The 16,644-nt window shown below is 54.7% G+C and carries 17 protein-coding genes; 9 read left to right on the forward strand and 8 right to left on the reverse strand.

Features of this window, described 5'->3' with window-relative positions:
- The first annotated feature begins 307 nt into the window (after positions 1-307).
- Entirely contained in the window at positions 308-1,783 is a 1,476-nt protein-coding gene (gene zwf / locus AC07U6_RS04915) for a glucose-6-phosphate dehydrogenase (RefSeq protein WP_205064346.1), read from the forward strand.
- Positions 1,784-2,003: 220 nt separating this feature from the next.
- Positions 2,004-2,642, forward strand: a complete 639-nt coding sequence (locus AC07U6_RS04920) for a bifunctional 4-hydroxy-2-oxoglutarate aldolase/2-dehydro-3-deoxy-phosphogluconate aldolase (RefSeq protein WP_494762948.1) — start codon at positions 2,004-2,006, stop codon at positions 2,640-2,642.
- Positions 2,643-2,960: 318 nt separating this feature from the next.
- Here AC07U6_RS04920 and purT read toward each other — a convergent pair whose 3' ends face one another.
- Positions 2,961-4,139 carry a formate-dependent phosphoribosylglycinamide formyltransferase gene (purT, locus tag AC07U6_RS04925; RefSeq protein ID WP_494762947.1) on the reverse strand — a complete coding sequence of 393 codons (1,179 nt, stop codon included), beginning with the start codon at positions 4,137-4,139 and terminating at the stop codon, positions 2,961-2,963.
- A 139-nt stretch (positions 4,140-4,278) separates the two neighbouring features.
- On the opposite strand from purT, the gene AC07U6_RS04930 reads away from it, so the two are divergent.
- Complete coding sequence (locus tag AC07U6_RS04930) at positions 4,279-4,575, forward strand: YebG family protein (RefSeq protein WP_105594249.1); 297 nt, start codon at positions 4,279-4,281, stop codon at positions 4,573-4,575.
- 16 nt (positions 4,576-4,591) lie between these two features.
- On the opposite strand, the gene AC07U6_RS04935 is transcribed toward AC07U6_RS04930, so the two are convergent.
- Positions 4,592-5,413 carry a sugar phosphate isomerase/epimerase family protein gene (locus tag AC07U6_RS04935; RefSeq protein ID WP_494762946.1) on the reverse strand — a complete coding sequence of 274 codons (822 nt, stop codon included), beginning with the start codon at positions 5,411-5,413 and terminating at the stop codon, positions 4,592-4,594.
- A gap of 195 nt (positions 5,414-5,608) precedes the next feature.
- Here AC07U6_RS04935 and AC07U6_RS04940 point away from each other — a divergent pair, with 195 nt between their 5' ends.
- Positions 5,609-7,672, forward strand: coding sequence for a S9 family peptidase (locus AC07U6_RS04940; protein WP_494762945.1), 2,064 nt, complete (start codon positions 5,609-5,611; stop codon positions 7,670-7,672).
- Here AC07U6_RS04940 and exoX read toward each other — a convergent pair.
- From exoX to AC07U6_RS04955, 3 genes are all read right to left on the reverse strand, one after another.
- On the reverse strand, positions 7,669-8,334 hold the full coding sequence (exoX, locus tag AC07U6_RS04945; RefSeq protein ID WP_494762944.1) for an exodeoxyribonuclease X: 666 nt from the start codon (positions 8,332-8,334) through the stop codon (positions 7,669-7,671). The two genes, AC07U6_RS04940 and exoX, sit on opposite strands and share 4 nt — an antisense overlap.
- A gap of 12 nt (positions 8,335-8,346) precedes the next feature.
- Positions 8,347-9,105, reverse strand: a complete 759-nt coding sequence (locus AC07U6_RS04950) for a carbon-nitrogen hydrolase family protein (RefSeq protein WP_494762943.1) — start codon at positions 9,103-9,105, stop codon at positions 8,347-8,349.
- Positions 9,106-9,184: 79 nt separating this feature from the next.
- A complete protein-coding gene (locus tag AC07U6_RS04955) occupies positions 9,185-9,415 on the reverse strand; it encodes a DNA polymerase III subunit theta (protein WP_494762942.1) in 231 nt (76 codons plus the stop codon).
- Between the two features lie 190 nt (positions 9,416-9,605).
- On the opposite strand from AC07U6_RS04955, the gene copD reads away from it, so the two are divergent.
- The 4 genes from copD (at position 9,606) to AC07U6_RS04975 (ending at position 12,196) form a co-directional block, all read left to right on the forward strand.
- A complete protein-coding gene (gene copD / locus AC07U6_RS04960; RefSeq protein ID WP_494762941.1) occupies positions 9,606-10,484 on the forward strand; it encodes a copper homeostasis membrane protein CopD in 879 nt (292 codons plus the stop codon).
- 54 nt (positions 10,485-10,538) lie between these two features.
- Positions 10,539-10,874 carry a YebY family protein gene (locus AC07U6_RS04965; protein WP_494762940.1) on the forward strand — a complete coding sequence of 112 codons (336 nt, stop codon included), beginning with the start codon at positions 10,539-10,541 and terminating at the stop codon, positions 10,872-10,874.
- A 603-nt stretch (positions 10,875-11,477) separates the two neighbouring features.
- A complete protein-coding gene (locus tag AC07U6_RS04970) occupies positions 11,478-11,729 on the forward strand; it encodes a hypothetical protein (RefSeq protein WP_494764789.1) in 252 nt (83 codons plus the stop codon).
- A gap of 83 nt (positions 11,730-11,812) precedes the next feature.
- Positions 11,813-12,196: a bleomycin resistance protein gene (locus AC07U6_RS04975; protein WP_494762939.1), complete on the forward strand. Its 384-nt coding sequence runs from the start codon at positions 11,813-11,815 to the stop codon at positions 12,194-12,196.
- 187 nt (positions 12,197-12,383) lie between these two features.
- Here the strand turns inward: AC07U6_RS04975 and AC07U6_RS04980 are convergent, their stop codons facing one another.
- Positions 12,384-13,499: an AI-2E family transporter gene (locus AC07U6_RS04980; protein WP_494762938.1), complete on the reverse strand. Its 1,116-nt coding sequence runs from the start codon at positions 13,497-13,499 to the stop codon at positions 12,384-12,386.
- Positions 13,500-13,598: 99 nt separating this feature from the next.
- Positions 13,599-14,393, reverse strand: a complete 795-nt coding sequence (locus tag AC07U6_RS04985; protein ID WP_494762937.1) for a spermidine synthase — start codon at positions 14,391-14,393, stop codon at positions 13,599-13,601.
- A gap of 238 nt (positions 14,394-14,631) precedes the next feature.
- Here AC07U6_RS04985 and yjbD point away from each other — a divergent pair, with 238 nt between their 5' ends.
- The gene (yjbD, locus tag AC07U6_RS04990) at positions 14,632-14,925 is read left to right on the forward strand and encodes a DUF3811 domain-containing protein (protein WP_494762936.1); all 294 of its coding nucleotides are present in this window, start codon (positions 14,632-14,634) and stop codon (positions 14,923-14,925) included.
- 243 nt (positions 14,926-15,168) lie between these two features.
- On the opposite strand, the gene rsmF is transcribed toward yjbD, so the two are convergent.
- Positions 15,169-16,605 carry a 16S rRNA (cytosine(1407)-C(5))-methyltransferase RsmF gene (gene rsmF / locus AC07U6_RS04995; RefSeq protein ID WP_494762935.1) on the reverse strand — a complete coding sequence of 479 codons (1,437 nt, stop codon included), beginning with the start codon at positions 16,603-16,605 and terminating at the stop codon, positions 15,169-15,171.
- Positions 16,606-16,644 lie beyond the last annotated feature (39 nt).

Consider the following 16,644-nt stretch of genomic DNA (forward strand, 5'->3'; position numbering starts at 1 on the left):
ACGGTAAAGACGGCAGTAGCATAAAGATAAATCTTTACATTTTTTACCATAGTTTGAGCTGTGTCAGGTTTTCAGAACGGTAATAACAACATCAGAACTGATGGTTTATTACGCAAAGCTTAGACGCAGACGGGCTGGTTTTGCCAGTTATTTAGCCATCGAATTGAATACATTGTGCCAGAGTCACCTCACCTGGTTTACGTGGGCCGGGCAAACGAAGTACAGTGTGTTGAAATAAAATTACAATAAGATCTGTCCAACTACGGAACCTACATGGACAGTCTAATCCTGCAACGAGGAGAATGAAATGGCGGTTACACAAACAGCCCAGGCATGCGATCTGGTGATTTTCGGCGCCAAGGGCGACCTGGCGCGCCGGAAACTGTTGCCCTCTCTGTACCAGTTAGAAAAAGCGGGCCAGATCCATGAAGAATCACGCATTATCGGCGTAGGCCGTGCGGAATGGGACAAAGCAGCCTATACCAAAGTCGTGCGTGAAGCGCTGGAAACCTTCATGAAGGAAAAAATTGATGAAGCGTTGTGGGATAAACTCAGCAGCCGACTCGATTTCTGCAACCTGGATGTGAATGACAGCAGCCATTTCCCGCGTCTGGGCAAAATGCTTGACCAGAAAAAACGTGTGACCATCAACTACTTCGCTATGCCGCCAAGCACTTTCGGCGCAATCTGTCAGGGGCTGGGCCAGGCGAAACTTAACGCCAAGCCTGCTCGCGTGGTCATGGAAAAACCATTAGGTACCTCGCTGGTGACCTCCCAGGAGATCAACGACCAGGTTGGTGAATACTTCGAAGAAAGCCAGGTATTCCGCATCGACCACTACCTGGGTAAAGAAACGGTTCTTAACCTGCTGGCGCTGCGCTTCGCCAACTCCCTGTTCGCTTCCAACTGGGATAACCGCACCATCGACAGCGTGCAGATCACCGTGTCGGAAGAAGTGGGTATCGAAGGCCGTTGGGGCTACTTCGATAAAGCGGGCCAGATGCGCGATATGATCCAGAACCACCTACTGCAGGTTCTGACCATGATCGCCATGTCACCGCCGGCCGATCTGTCCGCTGACCGTATCCGCGATGAGAAAGTGAAAGTGCTGCGCTCCCTGCGCCGCATCGATCAGACCAACGTGCGTGAGAAGACCGTACGTGGTCAGTACACCGCCGGTTTCGTTCAGGGCAAAAAAGTGCCTGGCTACCTGGAAGAAGAGGGCGCGAACAAGCAGAGCAGTACTGAAACCTTCGTTTCAATCCGTGTGGATATTGATGACTGGCGTTGGGCCGGTGTTCCGTTCTACCTGCGTACCGGTAAGCGTCTGCCGACCAAGTGCTCTGAAGTGGTGGTGTATTTCAAAAACCCGGCGCTGAACCTGTTCAAAGATACCTGGCCTGAGCTGCCGCAGAACAAGCTGACTATCCGTCTGCAGCCGGACGAGGGTGTAGAAATCGAGATCCTGAACAAGGTTCCGGGTCTGGATCATAAACACAATCTGCAAACCACCCAGCTGGATCTGAGCTTCTCTGAAACCTTCAACCAGTCACATCTGGCGGATGCCTATGAGCGCCTGCTGCTGGAGACAATGCGCGGCATTCAGGCACTGTTTGTGCGCCGTGATGAAGTGGAAGAAGCCTGGAAGTGGGTTGACTCCATTATGGAAGCCTGGGCTGCCGACAAAGATGCACCTAAGCCGTATCAGGCGGGTACGTGGGGGCCGGTTGCCTCCGTAGCGATGATTACGCGCGATGGCCGTTCCTGGAATGAAATCGAATAATTGATTGTTGCTATAAGGCCCGCTTCGGCGGGCTTTTTTTTACTTAAAATTCGCATTCAATAAAAATGAACCGCCATTTTAAAAATTAAAATCAAGCCTGGACGCTGGCGCTGATTCTGCGGTATGGTAATGCCCACAGACAGAATTCCTGACACCCGGCGTCATTTATGCCTGCGCTCTGCATGACAGGGATGGCAGGTCAGACAGGAGAAGGTTATTGATGAGTAACTGGAAAACAAGCGCAGAACAGATCCTGACCACCGGCCCGGTTGTTCCGGTGATTGTCGTTAGTAAGCTGGAACACGCGGTACCCATGGCTAAAGCGCTGGTTGCCGGTGGCGTGCGCGTTCTGGAAGTGACGCTGCGTACCCCGTGTGCTCTGGATGCACTGAAAGCGATGGTGCGAGAAGTGCCGGAGGCGATCGTTGGTGCGGGTACGGTGCTGAATGCACAGCAGCTGAAGGAAGTCACCGATGCCGGCGCGCAGTTCGTTATCAGCCCGGGTCTGACCGAACCGCTGCTGCGCGCCGCGGTAGACGGTCCGGTACCGCTGATTCCGGGTATTAGCACCGTATCAGAACTGATGACCGGGCTGGACTACGGCCTGCGTGAGTTTAAATTTTTCCCGGCTGAAGCTAACGGCGGCGTGAAGGCATTGCAGGCCATTGGTGGGCCATTCCCGCAGGTGCGTTTCTGCCCGACCGGAGGCATTTCCCCGGCAAACTACCGTGACTATCTGGCGCTGAAGAGCGTGCTGTGTATTGGCGGCTCATGGCTGGTGCCTGCCGATGCGCTGGAAGCGGGCGATTACGATCGTATTACCCGTCTGGCGCAGGAAGCGGTGGCTGGCGCACGCTGATGCAAGGCAGTGGGCTACGGTAAACACGTTGTTTGCCTGGCATCAGGTTATAAATTTGAGGCCGCTATCTCGTTGGGATCGCGGCTTTTTTATATGTGGGGAAACGCGCTATTTGGCTGGCTGTAGCTGTAGCTGTAGCTGTGGCTGTGGCTGTGGCTGTGGCTGTGGCTGTGGCTGTGGCTGTGGCGCCCGGGGCGCATCCTCTATGCAACTCGGATGACCTGCGTCCCACATAGGGTGGTGCGAGGACCCGCCCGAACGGGGGAACCACCAGCCAGCATTAACACTACTGTCCCAGCCCACGCAGGTAACGTTAAATCACCCGCTAACTTTCACGCCAGCCGCCGCAGCAACCGCACGCTGCACCGCGTCATCAATATCCGCACCGGTCGCCAGTGCCACGCCAAGACGGCGCTGACCGCGGATCTCCGGTTTACCGAACAGACGAACCTGCAAACCGGCACCGACTGCCGCCTGCAAATTACCGAACTGAACATTATCACTGTCCAGCTGAGGCAGAATAACGGCAGATGCAGACGGTCCGTACTGACGAATCCCCCCAACCGGCAGGCCGAGGAACGCGCGAACATGCAGGGCAAACTCGGAAACATCCTGCGAAATCAGCGTCACCATACCGGTATCGTGTGGGCGAGGGGAAACCTCGCTGAACACCACCTCATCACCGCACACAAACAGTTCCACGCCAAACAGACCGCGTCCGCCGAGGGCTTCAACGACTTTACGAGCGATATCCTGCGCGCGCTGCAGTGCCAGATCGCTCATCTGCTGCGGCTGCCAGGATTCGCGGTAGTCGCCATCTTCCTGGCGGTGACCGATCGGGGCGCAGAAATGAACGCCGTCAACGGCGCTGATAGTCAGCAGGGTGATTTCAAAATCGAATTTCACCACGCCTTCAACAATCACCCGGCCCGCACCGGCGCGGCCGCCCTGTTGGGCATATTCCCAGGCCGCTTCCAGCTGTGGAGCTTCGCGGATAAAACTCTGACCTTTACCGGAAGAACTCATGACTGGCTTAACGATGCACGGGAAGCCAATTTCATCGGCGGCGGCAAAGAATGCTTCACGGCTGTCGGCGAAGCGGTAGCTTGAAGTAGGTAACGACAGCTCTTCAGCGGCGAGGCGGCGGATGCCTTCACGGTTCATGGTCAATTTCGCCGCGCGTGCGGTAGGTACTACATGCTGGCCCTGTTTTTCCAGTTCAACCAGCATGTCGGTGGCGATGGCTTCGATTTCGGGCACGACGAAGTCCGGTTTTTCCCGAGCGATCAGTTCGGCCAGTGCGGCACCGTCAAGCATATTGATCACATGACTGCGGTGGGCAACGTGCATGGCAGGGGCATCGGCATAGCGATCGACTGCGATCACTTCCACGCCAAGACGCTGACATTCCAGCGCCACTTCCTTGCCCAGTTCACCTGATCCTAACAGCATTACGCGGGTCGCCTGTGGGCGCAGTGCGGTTCCAAGAGTCGTCATAATCTCTACCTGATTGAATGGAAAAAAACGCGCGCAGTATAAACGAAAACGTTTGCGTATTCATCCTGAACGCTAAACTTGAGTCAAATCCGCTTCAGTGATAGGCTGTATATAAACACAGTATAGCGAGAAGAAAATTATGGCTGTTGAAATTCAATACGTAGTCGTCAGAAAAGGTGAGGAAAAGATGACGTTTGCCAGCAAAAAAGAAGCCGATGCCTACGACAAAATGCTCGATATGGCCGAAGTTTTTTCTGAATGGCTGACCACCAGTCCGCTTGCGCTTGATGAGCAGCAGGGTGAAGCACTGGGCTTGTATCTTGCCGAAAACAAAGATGCGCTGCAGCACATTCTGCGCACCGGTAAGATGCCGGAAGAGGCGGCTGCATCAGAAGATGAAACGGCCGAAGCTGAGGGTAAACTGCGCGCGGTGTGATTCCCGAGGGCAGGCATCACTGCGATGCCAGCAGTTGGCTAAGTGCATGCATTGCCCTGCGCGCGGTTTTCACAGGATCTGCCTGATGAAGATCGTCATTGAATACCTCAAGCCCCAACGGCCCGCGATAGTCAATCTGATGCAGATGCTGCAACAGGGTAGCTAAAGGGAAATTGCCTTCTCCGGGTAACAGGCGGTGGTGGCGAGCTGTTTCCACCAGTTTTCCCTTTACTGGCAGTTGCGCCAGATCGGAAAGCTGCACCAGGAAAATCTTTTCCACCGGTATGCCTGCCAGGTCATTAACACTGCGCTGGCGAACAAAAATATGGAAAGCATCCACGACCAGCCCGAGGTTGGGGGCATCTATTTTTTTAATCAGTTGCCATGCATCTACGGTATTGTTTATTATGCAGCTCCAGGCCATCGCTTCATAGGCAATGCTCAGCCCTCGTTGCTGTGCCCGATCTGCCAGCCAGCGCAGATCTTCCTCTATCCTCTCAGCTTGGCAGCGCCTATCGGTTGAAGCCGGAACCAGCAACGTTGACGCCCCCAGAAGACAGGCCGCCTGCATCATTTTTTCGGCCTCTTGATACTTATCCTTTCGCAGCGCGTCCGGGGCGCCATCAAAATCCAACAGCACCTGATAATCAGTCAGCGCCAGCGGGAGATCTCTCAGCACGTTTTGCAGTCCGTGAAGACCGGCTCCTGCGGCCTCTACGTCCTGCTGCCATAGCTCAACCTGATTGAAACCGGCCTGAAAGGCTGCCTGTAGTTTTTGTTCGGGGGACTCACCCAGCAAAATGGTATTTATAAATAACGGATTTCTTGCAAAGGCCATTTCAGCTCCTTAAAAAAGTCGGCAATACAAAGGTAGAAACAAAAGTTTCACCTCACAACTCCCATAGCCAGGAATGCCATGGCGACTATCGACTCAAAATAAAGGCTAATTTTCCACCGGTCGTGCCGTCTGCTATTGGCAATCAGGCATCTTACTGCCAGTCTTACAGGCAGGCACAGCAACCATGAAAATATCATGACACCACCAAAAGCAAAGAAAGTCCCCCATGTGATGACTCAGCACGGTGACACGCGCTGCGATAACTATTACTGGCTGCGCGATGATCAACGGGAAGATCCGGAGATTATTGCGTGGCTTCAGGAAGAGAATGAGTACGGCGACAAACTGCTTGAGCCACAAAAGGCGCTTCAGGCGGAGCTGTTGCAGGAAATCGTCGATCGCATCCCGCCACGTGATCAGTCGGTTCCCTATGTAAAAAATGGCTATCGCTACCAGAGCCGCTATGAAGAGGGCAACGAGTACGCCATTTATAGCCGCCAGCCAGCGGAAACCGCTACACCCGAGCAGTGGGAAACGCTGGTTGATGCTAATCAACGCGCAGCAGAAAGTGAGTTCTATGCGCTCGGCAGCCTGGCGATTACCCGTGATAACCAGATCCTTGCGCTGGCTGAAGATTTTCTCTCGCGCCGCATTTACAGCATCCATTTCCGCAACCTGCACGACGAGCGCGTCTATGACGACGTGCTGGAAGGCGTAACGGCGGGGATGACCTGGGCGAATGACTCGCAAACGCTTTACTACGTGCGCAAGCATTCGAAGACGCTGCTGCCTTATCAGGTATGGCGACATACGCTGGGCACCACGCAGGAAAGCGATCGGCTGGTTTATGAGGAGCTGGACGATACCTTCTACGTTGGCCTGTATAAAACCACCTCCGAGCAGTTTATTGCGATCTCATTGAACAGCAGCACCACCAGTGAAATTCTGCTGCTGGATGCGAATGTGCCGGATGCAGAACCGGTCCTGTTCAGTCCGCGCCGCAAAGACCATGAATACAGCGTCGATCACTATCAGCAGCACTTTTATCTGCGTTCGAATCGCGACGGTAAAAACTTCGGCCTCTATCGCACCGACACCGTTGATGAAAACAGCTGGCAGGCGATTATTGCGCCGCGTGCGGATATCGTGCTGGAAGGCTACTCGCTGTTCCGCGATTGGCTGGTGGTGGAAGAGCGCCAGCGCGGCCTCACCCGCCTGCGCCAGATTAACTGGCAGAGTGGGGAAGATCGGGCGATTGCCTTTGACGATCCGACCTACGTCACCTGGCTGGGCCATAACCCGGAGCCGGAAACTGGCAAACTGCGCTATGGCTATTCCTCAATGACCACGCCGGATACGCTCTATGAAGTGGATATGGACAGCGGCGAGCGGCAGGTGCTGAAGCAGACGGCAGTAAAAGGGTTTGATGCCGGTCATTATCGCAGTGAACGTCATTGGATTACCGTGCGTGACGGAGTTGACGTACCGGTATCGCTGGTGTATCGCAAGGACAGCTATCGCCCCGGCAGCAACCCGCTGCTGGTCTACGGCTACGGCTCGTATGGCAGCAGCATGGACCCCGATTTCAGCGCCAGCCGGCTCAGCCTGCTGGACCGCGGCTTCGTCTTCGCCTTAACCCACATTCGCGGCGGCGGTGAAATGGGTCAGCAGTGGTACGATGATGGCCGTCTGCTGAATAAGATGAACACGTTCTACGACTTTATCGATATCACCGATGCACTGGTGGAAAAAGGCTATGGCGATCCGTCCAGGCTTTACGCTATGGGCGGCAGCGCCGGGGGCTTGCTGATGGGAGCGGTGATCAATATGGCACCGGAACGCTTCCACGGCGTGGTGGCACAGGTACCTTTCGTTGATGTGGTCACCACCATGCTGGACGAGAGTATTCCACTGACCACCGGGGAATATGACGAGTGGGGTAACCCCAACGACGAGCAGTATTATCACTACATTAAGCAGTACAGCCCGTACGACCAGGTCACAGCCCGGCACTACCCGCATCTGCTGGTCACGACCGGCCTGCATGATTCGCAGGTGCAGTATTGGGAACCGGCCAAATGGGTGGCAAAACTGCGGGAACTGAAGACGGACGCGAACCTGCTGGTACTGCATACCGATATGGATGCCGGACACGGTGGTAAATCAGGCCGTTATAAAGTGTGGGAAGAGGTGGCGCTGGAGTACGCGTTTCTGATTGGGCTGGCGAACGGCACGCTCACCAGCAGTTCTGCTCACTAATCATCTATGCCTAAGGCCCGCTGCATGGCAATACGCAGATTGGGCTTAAGATCCGGGATGTTTTTCAACATCCAGTGCAGATATCCCGGATCTTTCTTCGCCACGGAATCAATGGCTTGTCCACGATATTTACCGAACGGAAACGCGCTTTCCAGACCTTTAGTCTGCATTCGGCGGACCATCTCCGCTGCGTCCCAGCCGCTGGTATCCATGATATGGACCAGCAGCGCAGCGGTGATGTAGCAGTCGTACAGCGCCCGGTGCGCGTGCAGGCCGGATGGGGTAATCACCTCAAGATTCAGCGCATCGCGCAGCGCCTGATTTCCGTACTTGAGGCCGGGCCACAGGCGGCGGGCAAGCGTCATGGTGCAAATCCACTCGCCGTGTATTTCCGGCAGCATCCGACGATCAAAGCTGGCGTTATGCGCCACATAATAAGCACTACCCTGATAACGCCCCACCGCCTGTTCTATGGTAGGTTTACCGAGCACCATCTCTTCGGTGATTCGATGGATGGCCATCGCCTGTCGGCTGATAGGACGATCCGGGGAGATCAGGTCACTCATCGGGTTGATAATCTGTCCATCGACCACGTCCACCGATGCCACTTCGACAATACCACCCTGCAGGCCGCAGGTTTCCGTGTCAATTACACGTAACATACTCTCTCCCGTTTACAGAACCGAGGTGCAGGGTAACGGATGAACCTCCCCCTGCCAATGATTACCACTGCGGCGGGCAATAATCAGCTGTTCTCCGCTCCCTCCCTGCACGACCCGGTGGCCGTCCGGACCCCAGAAGGCACTTTTTCCTGCGCTTTCAAAACCGCCGGTCGGCCAGGCGTGATTGGCCATCATCACCGCTATCCTGTAGTCCCGTGACCAGCGCGCCAGATACTCACAGTCCTGCTGATAGCCCTGTTCGGACACCAGCACGCTGGTCGCATAGAGATCGGCACCCTGGCGTGCGGCATCCTGGGCAAATTTCTCCACGCTGATATCCGCGCAGATCGCCAGCACCACGTTGTGGCGTTGATGTCCAAACATCGGCACGGCCACGCCCGGAGTAAAAATCTGCTTTTCTTCTCCGTACAGATTGCGTTTGCTGTAGGCGAAACGGGTGCAGTCGGGCAGAAACGTTGCCGCCGACAGCCGTACGTTATTTTCACCGATCAGCGGCAGCCCGATGCTGATACCCATCTGATATTCTACGGCGGCCTCGGCAAAAACCTGCAGCCGGGGATCGTCGAGGGCCAGGGCCAGTTCTGCCATCAGCGGCAGTTCATAACCGGTGAGGGAGAGTTCGGGAAACATTAGTAAATCCACATGCCGGGAGGCGGCAAGGCGAACAAACTCAAGGTGGTGTTGGATATTCCAGGTGATATCGCCAGGGCGAGACCCTGACTGCGCTGCAGCAACGTTCCAGCCGGACATAGTGACTCCCATGGTTGAGATTGGGTGCAGAGATGTTCTGCTGGCTATCTCAACCGATGCCCGGTGAAATGACAAGTCATTATTTTTGCTTGGGTTCGTACGGCAGGCGCGAAAGGGAAAGTGAAAGCTGGCGATAGTGCGCCAGCCGCTGGCGAAACCAGTCGCGCAGCGTTTCCGGCTGTTCGCGTTCGACCATTTCGGCAATGACCGGCATATTATAGCGTTCTTTAAACGCCACACCGGCAGCGGCCAGATCCACGTTAATTTTGTCTTTTTCTTCCTGCGGCAGCGTGGCCAGATTGTTGTTCATGGTGTTCTCCAGACTGTTTGCCGCAAAAAATAAAGCAGAAGGCACGGATTAGCAAGTTTACCGGCTAATCGATAGTCGTTATCACCTCGACACTGCTATTCAGGCGGGGTATTCTTTCGGACTCTGGTCGCCCGACGCCGCTATTCGCAAGGATGATTGAGCACGATGCATAACAACACCCTGAAGTAATATGTCGCTAACTGGTTTTTATATTTTATGCCGCTGGCTGCATTTTGGCGCGCTGATGTCGCTGGCAGGGGTGGGGATTTTCACCACGCTTTTGGCCCCGGCACGATACCGCGCGCGTCTCAGCGAACGGTTCCGTCCGCTGATGCAGACATCCTGCTGGCTGACGCTATTCACCACGCTACTGCTGCTGAGCGTACAAACCGGGCTTATGGGCGACGGCTGGCGGGATATGATCAATGCCGACGTCTGGTCCGCCGTGCTGCAAACCGGATTTGGCCGGGTCTGGCAGTGGCAGTGTGTGCTGGCAATGACTGGCTGCCTGATACTGTTGCTACAGGGCAGGCTTCGTCAGCAAATGGTATTAATCATTGCGCTGCTGCAGCTTGTCGGCCTGGCTTTTGTCGGCCACGCGGCGATACTCGACGGCTGGCTGGGCACGCTTCAACGCGGCAATCAGATCGTCCATTTGCTGGCGGCAGCATTCTGGGCGGGGGGCCTGTGGCCTGTGGCGCTGTTGATGCGGGAAGCTCGCGATGCCACCTGGCGCTACGAGGCGATTAAAACCATGATGCGCTATTCGCGCTACGGGCATCTTGCCGTTGCGCTGGCGATTATCAGCGGCGTGATTGCCGCTCTGCTGCTGCTTGGATGGCCGCTGGTCAGCTTCCGGCTTTACAGCCAGCTGCTGCTGCTGAAAACGCTGCTGGTTGCTGCGATGGTCGCCATCGCGTTGTTTAACCGTTACTGGCTGCTGCCGCGCTTTCAGCGCAGCGGAGAGGGTGCGCAGCATAATTTTGTGATCGCCACGCTGGTGGAAGTGGCGCTGGCGGCGCTGGCGTTGCTCTCCGTCAGCCTGTTTGCCACGCTGGAACCATCATGATCAACGGCCGGCGCTGGTACACTGTTTAAGCACTGTTTGAAGGTATGAAAAGTCATGAAAAAACTGGCATTAATGTTTGCTGTACTGAGCGTCAGCACCAGCGCGCTGGCCGGTATTGAAACCGTCAGCCGTTTCGATATAGGTAAAGACAACTGGCCGTTCACGCGTGAAGAGATGATGCTCAGCTGCGAAAAAGGCAACGTGCTGTTAGCGATCAACGACGGTACGCTGGTGCAGTATCCGCTCAATGCGGCGGCGGAAGAGAGTGTGAAAGCCGGCCGGATTAAGGGTTTTCCTATCGATAAGATGCTGGCTGACGATCCGACCAATCCGGGCCATAAAAAAAGCCTGGCACCGATTATCGCCCGCGCCGAAAAGCTCTGTAACTGATATCTGACGGATGCGCGGGGACAGTCCTGGTGCATCCCTTATTTTCGCATCAGTCTGCGTATTCTGCGGAAACTCGCCGTTTCTGCCACTTCGATCACAATGCTAACAACTCGTAACTAATTTGCAACAAGTGATCTGGCAATCCCCTGCATTTCGTCTATCTTTTAAGAGTCAGGCAACAAGCCTGCATTAATGCCAACTTTTAGCGCACGGCTCTGAGAAGAGCCATTTCCCTGGACCGAAGACAGGAATCGTCTTCGGTCTTTTTTTGGAAGATGTTCAATGTTAAAAGCCATGTGCCAGTCGTGATCTCCCGTGGCGTTCCAGCCTTTTGGTGTAAATCAAACCATCCTTCATACGCACCCACCCCTACCTGAAATAATGTCGTTCCGCCGAGTGTCCTGCCTACTGTACCCGAATGAGATAATCTGTAGGATGATGTGCAATCATGACAACGCAGGTGGGAACGCTAAGCGAACATATTGTGCCACAGATGGACAGGAGTATGAGCACGCAGGCGTGGCGATACTGTTGTCCTCGCTTTAACAGTTTTTTCTGCCAGCGAGTAGAAAGAGTGAAAGATATTTTGATAAGGGGCTGTAGATGGTAACCGCTTTGGCGCTGTTAGGATTAATAATGGGCGCATGGTCCGTGCGCAGTATATGCATCAAACAGGCTCCATATGCAGGGAAGATCGCGAAATCTCTGTTTGCCGCTGTCTTTTTCCTTGGAGTGGGGGGCCTGGGTGCAGAAGATGAAAGTAAAGTACCCCTTGCGTTAGTCCTGGTGCTTGTAGGTGGCGCGGTGCAGTATTTCTGCAATCGAAAATACCAGCGTTCTGGCGATGCTGCGTAGCTCATTTGAATGCCAGAAACTCAAGCCGTTAACGGTAATAATAATGTGGGGCGGACAGGCCCCAATCACCAGGAGCCACCATCATGACCGATTATGCTACCCCCAATCTTCCTTCCCGCAGTTTCAGCGCCACCCAGCAGTTTTATGCCGCACTGGGTTTTAGCACCACCTGGCAGGATGAGCACTGGATGATTATGGTTTCCGGTAGCGTGGTGCTGGAGTTTTTCCCGCACCCCGAGTTAGACCCCTACAACAGCGGGTTCAGCTGCTGCCTGAGGCTGGATGATGTTGAGGCGTTTTATCGACTGCTTCAGGCGGCGGGTATCCCGGAAAAATGCACTGACTTCCCGCGTATCCATCCGCCCAAAATGCAACCGTGGGGGCTGAAGATGGGCGCGCTGGTCGATCCCGACGGTACGTTAATCAGACTGATTGAGAATGAACGGAAAGGGAGTTCTCAGGCATAAAAAATGCCGGGCCATATATCTGGCCCGGCGATGCGAAAAAGAATGCTTAACCAATCGGCTAATTCAGCAACGCATAACATGGCTTGTTATCAATTGGCCTGTTCAATGCTGAATAGCAGCGTTTTTTAACGATCGATTTTCCCAGCGATAATCAACAGGGCGTTTTCGCTCACCGGCTATGCCAGCATTATTCACTCTTTTCAGACTGGCTCAGACCTTCCTCGATAAATTCCGGGTCGATCTCTTCAGTATTGTCCCGATGTTCTTTACCAGAGAACAGGTTCCAGCTGGCAATAAACAGCGCGGCAATCAATGGGCCAATCACAAAGCCGTTAATGCCGTAGATTTCCATGCCGCCGAGTGTGGTGATCAGGATCAGGTAGTCCGGCATTTTGGTGTCTTTACCCACCAGCAGCGGACGCAGAATGTTATCAATTATCCCGACAACCACCACGAAGAAGAAGGCCAGCACCAGGCCTTTTACCACAGCGCCGGAGAACAGGAAGAAGAGCACTACTGGCAGCCAGATGATCGCGGAACCGACTGCCGGGATCAGCGACAGGAATGCCATCAGCGAGCCCCAAAGAATACTGCCCTGGATATCGGCGAAGTAAAATGCGATGCCGCCCAGGGCTCCCTGAACGACGGCAACCACCACCGTGCCTTTCACTGTAGCGCGCGATACCGCCGCAAATTTCACAAAAAGATGATGTTTCACGTGATCCGACAACGGCACGGCGGTAAAAATCAATCCGACCAGATAGGCGCCATCCTTCAAGAGGAAGAACAGCAGGTAGAGCATGACGCCAAAACCGATGGTAAAGCTGAAGGTGCTCTTACCGATCAGCATGATGCTACCGGCGAAGAACTGTCCAGCTTTCATTGCCGCACCGGACAGCTGCTGCTGTATCTGGTCTGCATTATTCAGGTCGTTTTCCGCCAGGAAATGACGCACCCATTCCGGCAGATGATTGACCACGCCGCTGACCACCGTAGCCAGTTCGGTCTGGTTGTTTTGCAGCCGGTTATATAGTGCGTTGCACTCAACCACCAGTGAAGAGGCCACCACGGCGAGCGGAATAAAGACAATAATGCAGATTATCAGCAGCGTTATCAGCGCCGAAATGCCATTTTTATCGTTAAGCTGTTTTCTGATGCGCATTTTTAACGGGTGGAAAATAACCGCCAGAATCGCCGCCCAGAGGATTGCGGAAAAATAGGGTCCAAGGATGTGGAAGAAACCCAGCGTTGTTACTGCCAGGATCAAAATAAAGAATCCCTTACCAATGCCTTTAATCATCATACTTTGTTCTCTTTGTTTAACGTCCTGAATAACGGAGTAAATCTGGCACAGCATCGGTAAACCGGCAACTTAACAGCTAAAAAAACGGCTGAGATCCCGCTACGGCTGCCTGCCGCTTAAAACCGCAAGCTTAGGGGTGAGGCTGGAGAAATCAGTGCCGAACTCGTTTCCCGCGCGATTTGCGCTGCGTTGCAGTTCACGTAACGGCAGATCAAACGAGATGTTACTGGCATAAATCACTACGTTGCCGCTGGGCACCACGCAGCGCAGCAGGGTGGAAAACTGCCTTTGTAGTATCTGGAGCAGCGAGCCGTTGGCAGCAGGGCGCTGTGGATAGTTCAGCACCAGCCAGCCATCCGCTTTTAGGCTGCGCTTAGCGTGCTGGAGGAAGGTTTCCATCTCCTGTAGCGGCGACATGGTATCGGCGGCGTACAGGTCGGAGAAAATCAGGTCATAGAGGTTGCCTGCTGCCGAGGCGATAAACTTATCGGCATCGGCGGCGTGATAGTGAATATGTTCGCCTTCCGGCAGAGAAAAGTGCTGCCGCGCAACGTCGATTACCGCCGGGCGCAGTTCAACGATATCCATCGCGCAATCCGCATCGCGTGTACTGATTGCTCTTGGCAGGCAGCCGCCGCCCAGCCCGAGGATCAGCGCTTTTTTCGGCGATTTCAACGCCACGGCCATCAGCATGGCACGGATATAATTGTGCACCGGCAGTGCAGGTTCACTCTTCTGCATTTTGCTCTGTTCGCACATGCGGTCGAAAGTGAGGATGCGGTAAATTTTATTCTCGATCACCGTAATCTGCCCATGCTCGTCACGGGTACTGGCGACAATATCGCCACGAATACGGAATATCGAAACAGAGCTTGCCTGCTCCACGTCAGTCATATGAACTCCTTTTTCTACGGTTCACGAACATTGTTGCTGCCGGGAACGATCCTCGCGGCTGCGCGTGCAGCACGAGGGTAACACAGCGGATAAACACAGGCACGCAATCAGCAAGGCAAGGCCAGAATGATGTTTTCTGCGATCGATGCTTGTGTGCTGTGCCTGCGCACTTTACGATAAAAGCTGCCCCACCGCAGCGGAGATCCGTCAGCGGTGCTGCCGGCAAGGAGCTCGAACGATGAAAAACGATAAAGAGATTTCGATCGACCAGTTCACGACAGAAGAGAAAGTTCTGGTTGAGCTACGGGTGAAAACCCTGACCACGAAACTCGGTCATGTCGCCAGTAAAAAAGAAGAAAAAGAGATCCTGAAAGAGGCAAAGCGGCTGGTGATGAAGGAGAGGGTCGTGCGTGAAAGTACCCAGGTGGTCAAAGTCAAAAAACCGCGAAAACCGTCGGCGGCGAAAGAGAGCGAAGTGAAAGACTTTAGCTGGACAGGTTCACTGCGTAAAAATCCGCGGGCGATGAAGTAGCCTGAACAGCTAGCCAACAACGATCAGATGCACCAGGCGGGCCAGCACTTCAATAATTAGCAGGCAGCCAATGGTGATTAAGGCAAGTGTAAAATAAAACTGATAACGGTTTTTCATGGAGGCTGAATCCCTGCAGCGAGAGGTCAGTGAAGCACTGTAGACCATATCGGCTAAACCGGAGTTCAATACTTTCCGAAACTAATGAATTTGTGCGCTAAATGGCCCGCTACCGGGCCAATAACTTCAGGCGTTAAACAGTTTGCCGTCGCGCACCAGATCGCGCGGGTAGTTATTTTTGATGCGCGATCCTACGGTTTTGGCGATACCGATCGGCTGCTGCTGGTGGCAGATAATCAGCTCTCCGAGCGGCAGGTCGCGTTCCGGATAAATATCGCGTCCACGATACCATTCTTCAGCTTCGATGCTGCTCAGTTCAACCGCATTGGCGGCAAGGGGATCGGCCAGCGCCAGTGCCGCTTCGTGCTGCCAGCGATAGCCTTTCGGGAAGGTTTCCGCCAGTTTCAGGCCAATACGTGAGAAGCGAACCCGTGACAGCAGCGGCTCAATTGCCGCCGGGAATAGCCAGATCTCTTTGTCACGCTGCCACAGTGTATGTTGGTCATCCCAGCGCAGCCCGTACTTCGCCGCTGCAGCGGCCACTTCCTGCTGCTGGGCTTGGCTCATCGGGCTGAATGGTAGCTTGCCGAGTTTGTATCCTGGCTGCGGGAGGGCGGGGATGCTGGCCGTTTTACGCAGTCTGGCGACAAAGAACCCTTCGCTGTCAAAAATCTGCGGGAATACGTGCAGGTAGCCTTCGGCGGTAGTGGCTTTTTCCGCCCCGGCAAACAGCTGGTTGAGCGGCTCAACCTCTACCGCACTCGGGTATCGCGCCAGCAGCCAGGCAAGAACCTGCTGATTCTCATCCCGATTCAGGGTACAGGTGGAATAAACCAGCGTGCCGCCGGGGCGCAGCGCATGGAAGGCGCTGTCAATCAGTTCACGCTGAGTGGCGGCGATCTCCGCGTTGCTGGCTTCCGACCAGTTGCGCAGCGCGTCGGCATCTTTGCGGATCACGCCTTCGCCCGAACAGGGGGCATCCAGCAGGATAGCGTCAAACGATTCCGGCAGTGCCGCGCCAAAGACGCGGCCGTCAAAATGGGTCATGGCCGTATTGCTGACTCCGCAGCGGCTGAGGTTAGCGTGCAGCACTTTCACCCGGCTGGCCGAATATTCATTGGCCAGAATCGCACCGCCGTTATGCATGCGGGCAGCAATCTGGGTGGTTTTGGAACCCGGTGCAGCGGCTACGTCCATCACCCGCTGGGGGGACGGGCAACCTTCGAACAGTACCGCTACCGGCAGCATTGAACTGGCTTCCTGAATATAAAACAGCCCGGCCAGATGTTCCGCCGTACTGCCCAGCGGTAGCGCATCGCCGTCGTCACGACTGATCCAGAAGCCCTCAGGGCACCAGGGGATCGGCGTCAGCGACCACGCCATCGGCGCCACCCGTTGGAGAAAATCCTCAACGCTGATTTTCAGGGTGTTAACACGCAGGCTGCGGCGCAGTGGCTGCTGGCTTATGGCAATAAACTGGTCGAATTCGGCCGTATCAGGCAGCATCTGCTGCATCAGGCTGAGAAAGGCAGGTGGAAAATAGGCGCGGGAAGAGTCAGGCACGGGCTGGGTCCACTAGATAAAAGTGGACGCAGTTTAACA

The organism is Erwinia sp. GW821-FHT03D09 (assembly GCF_059420805.1).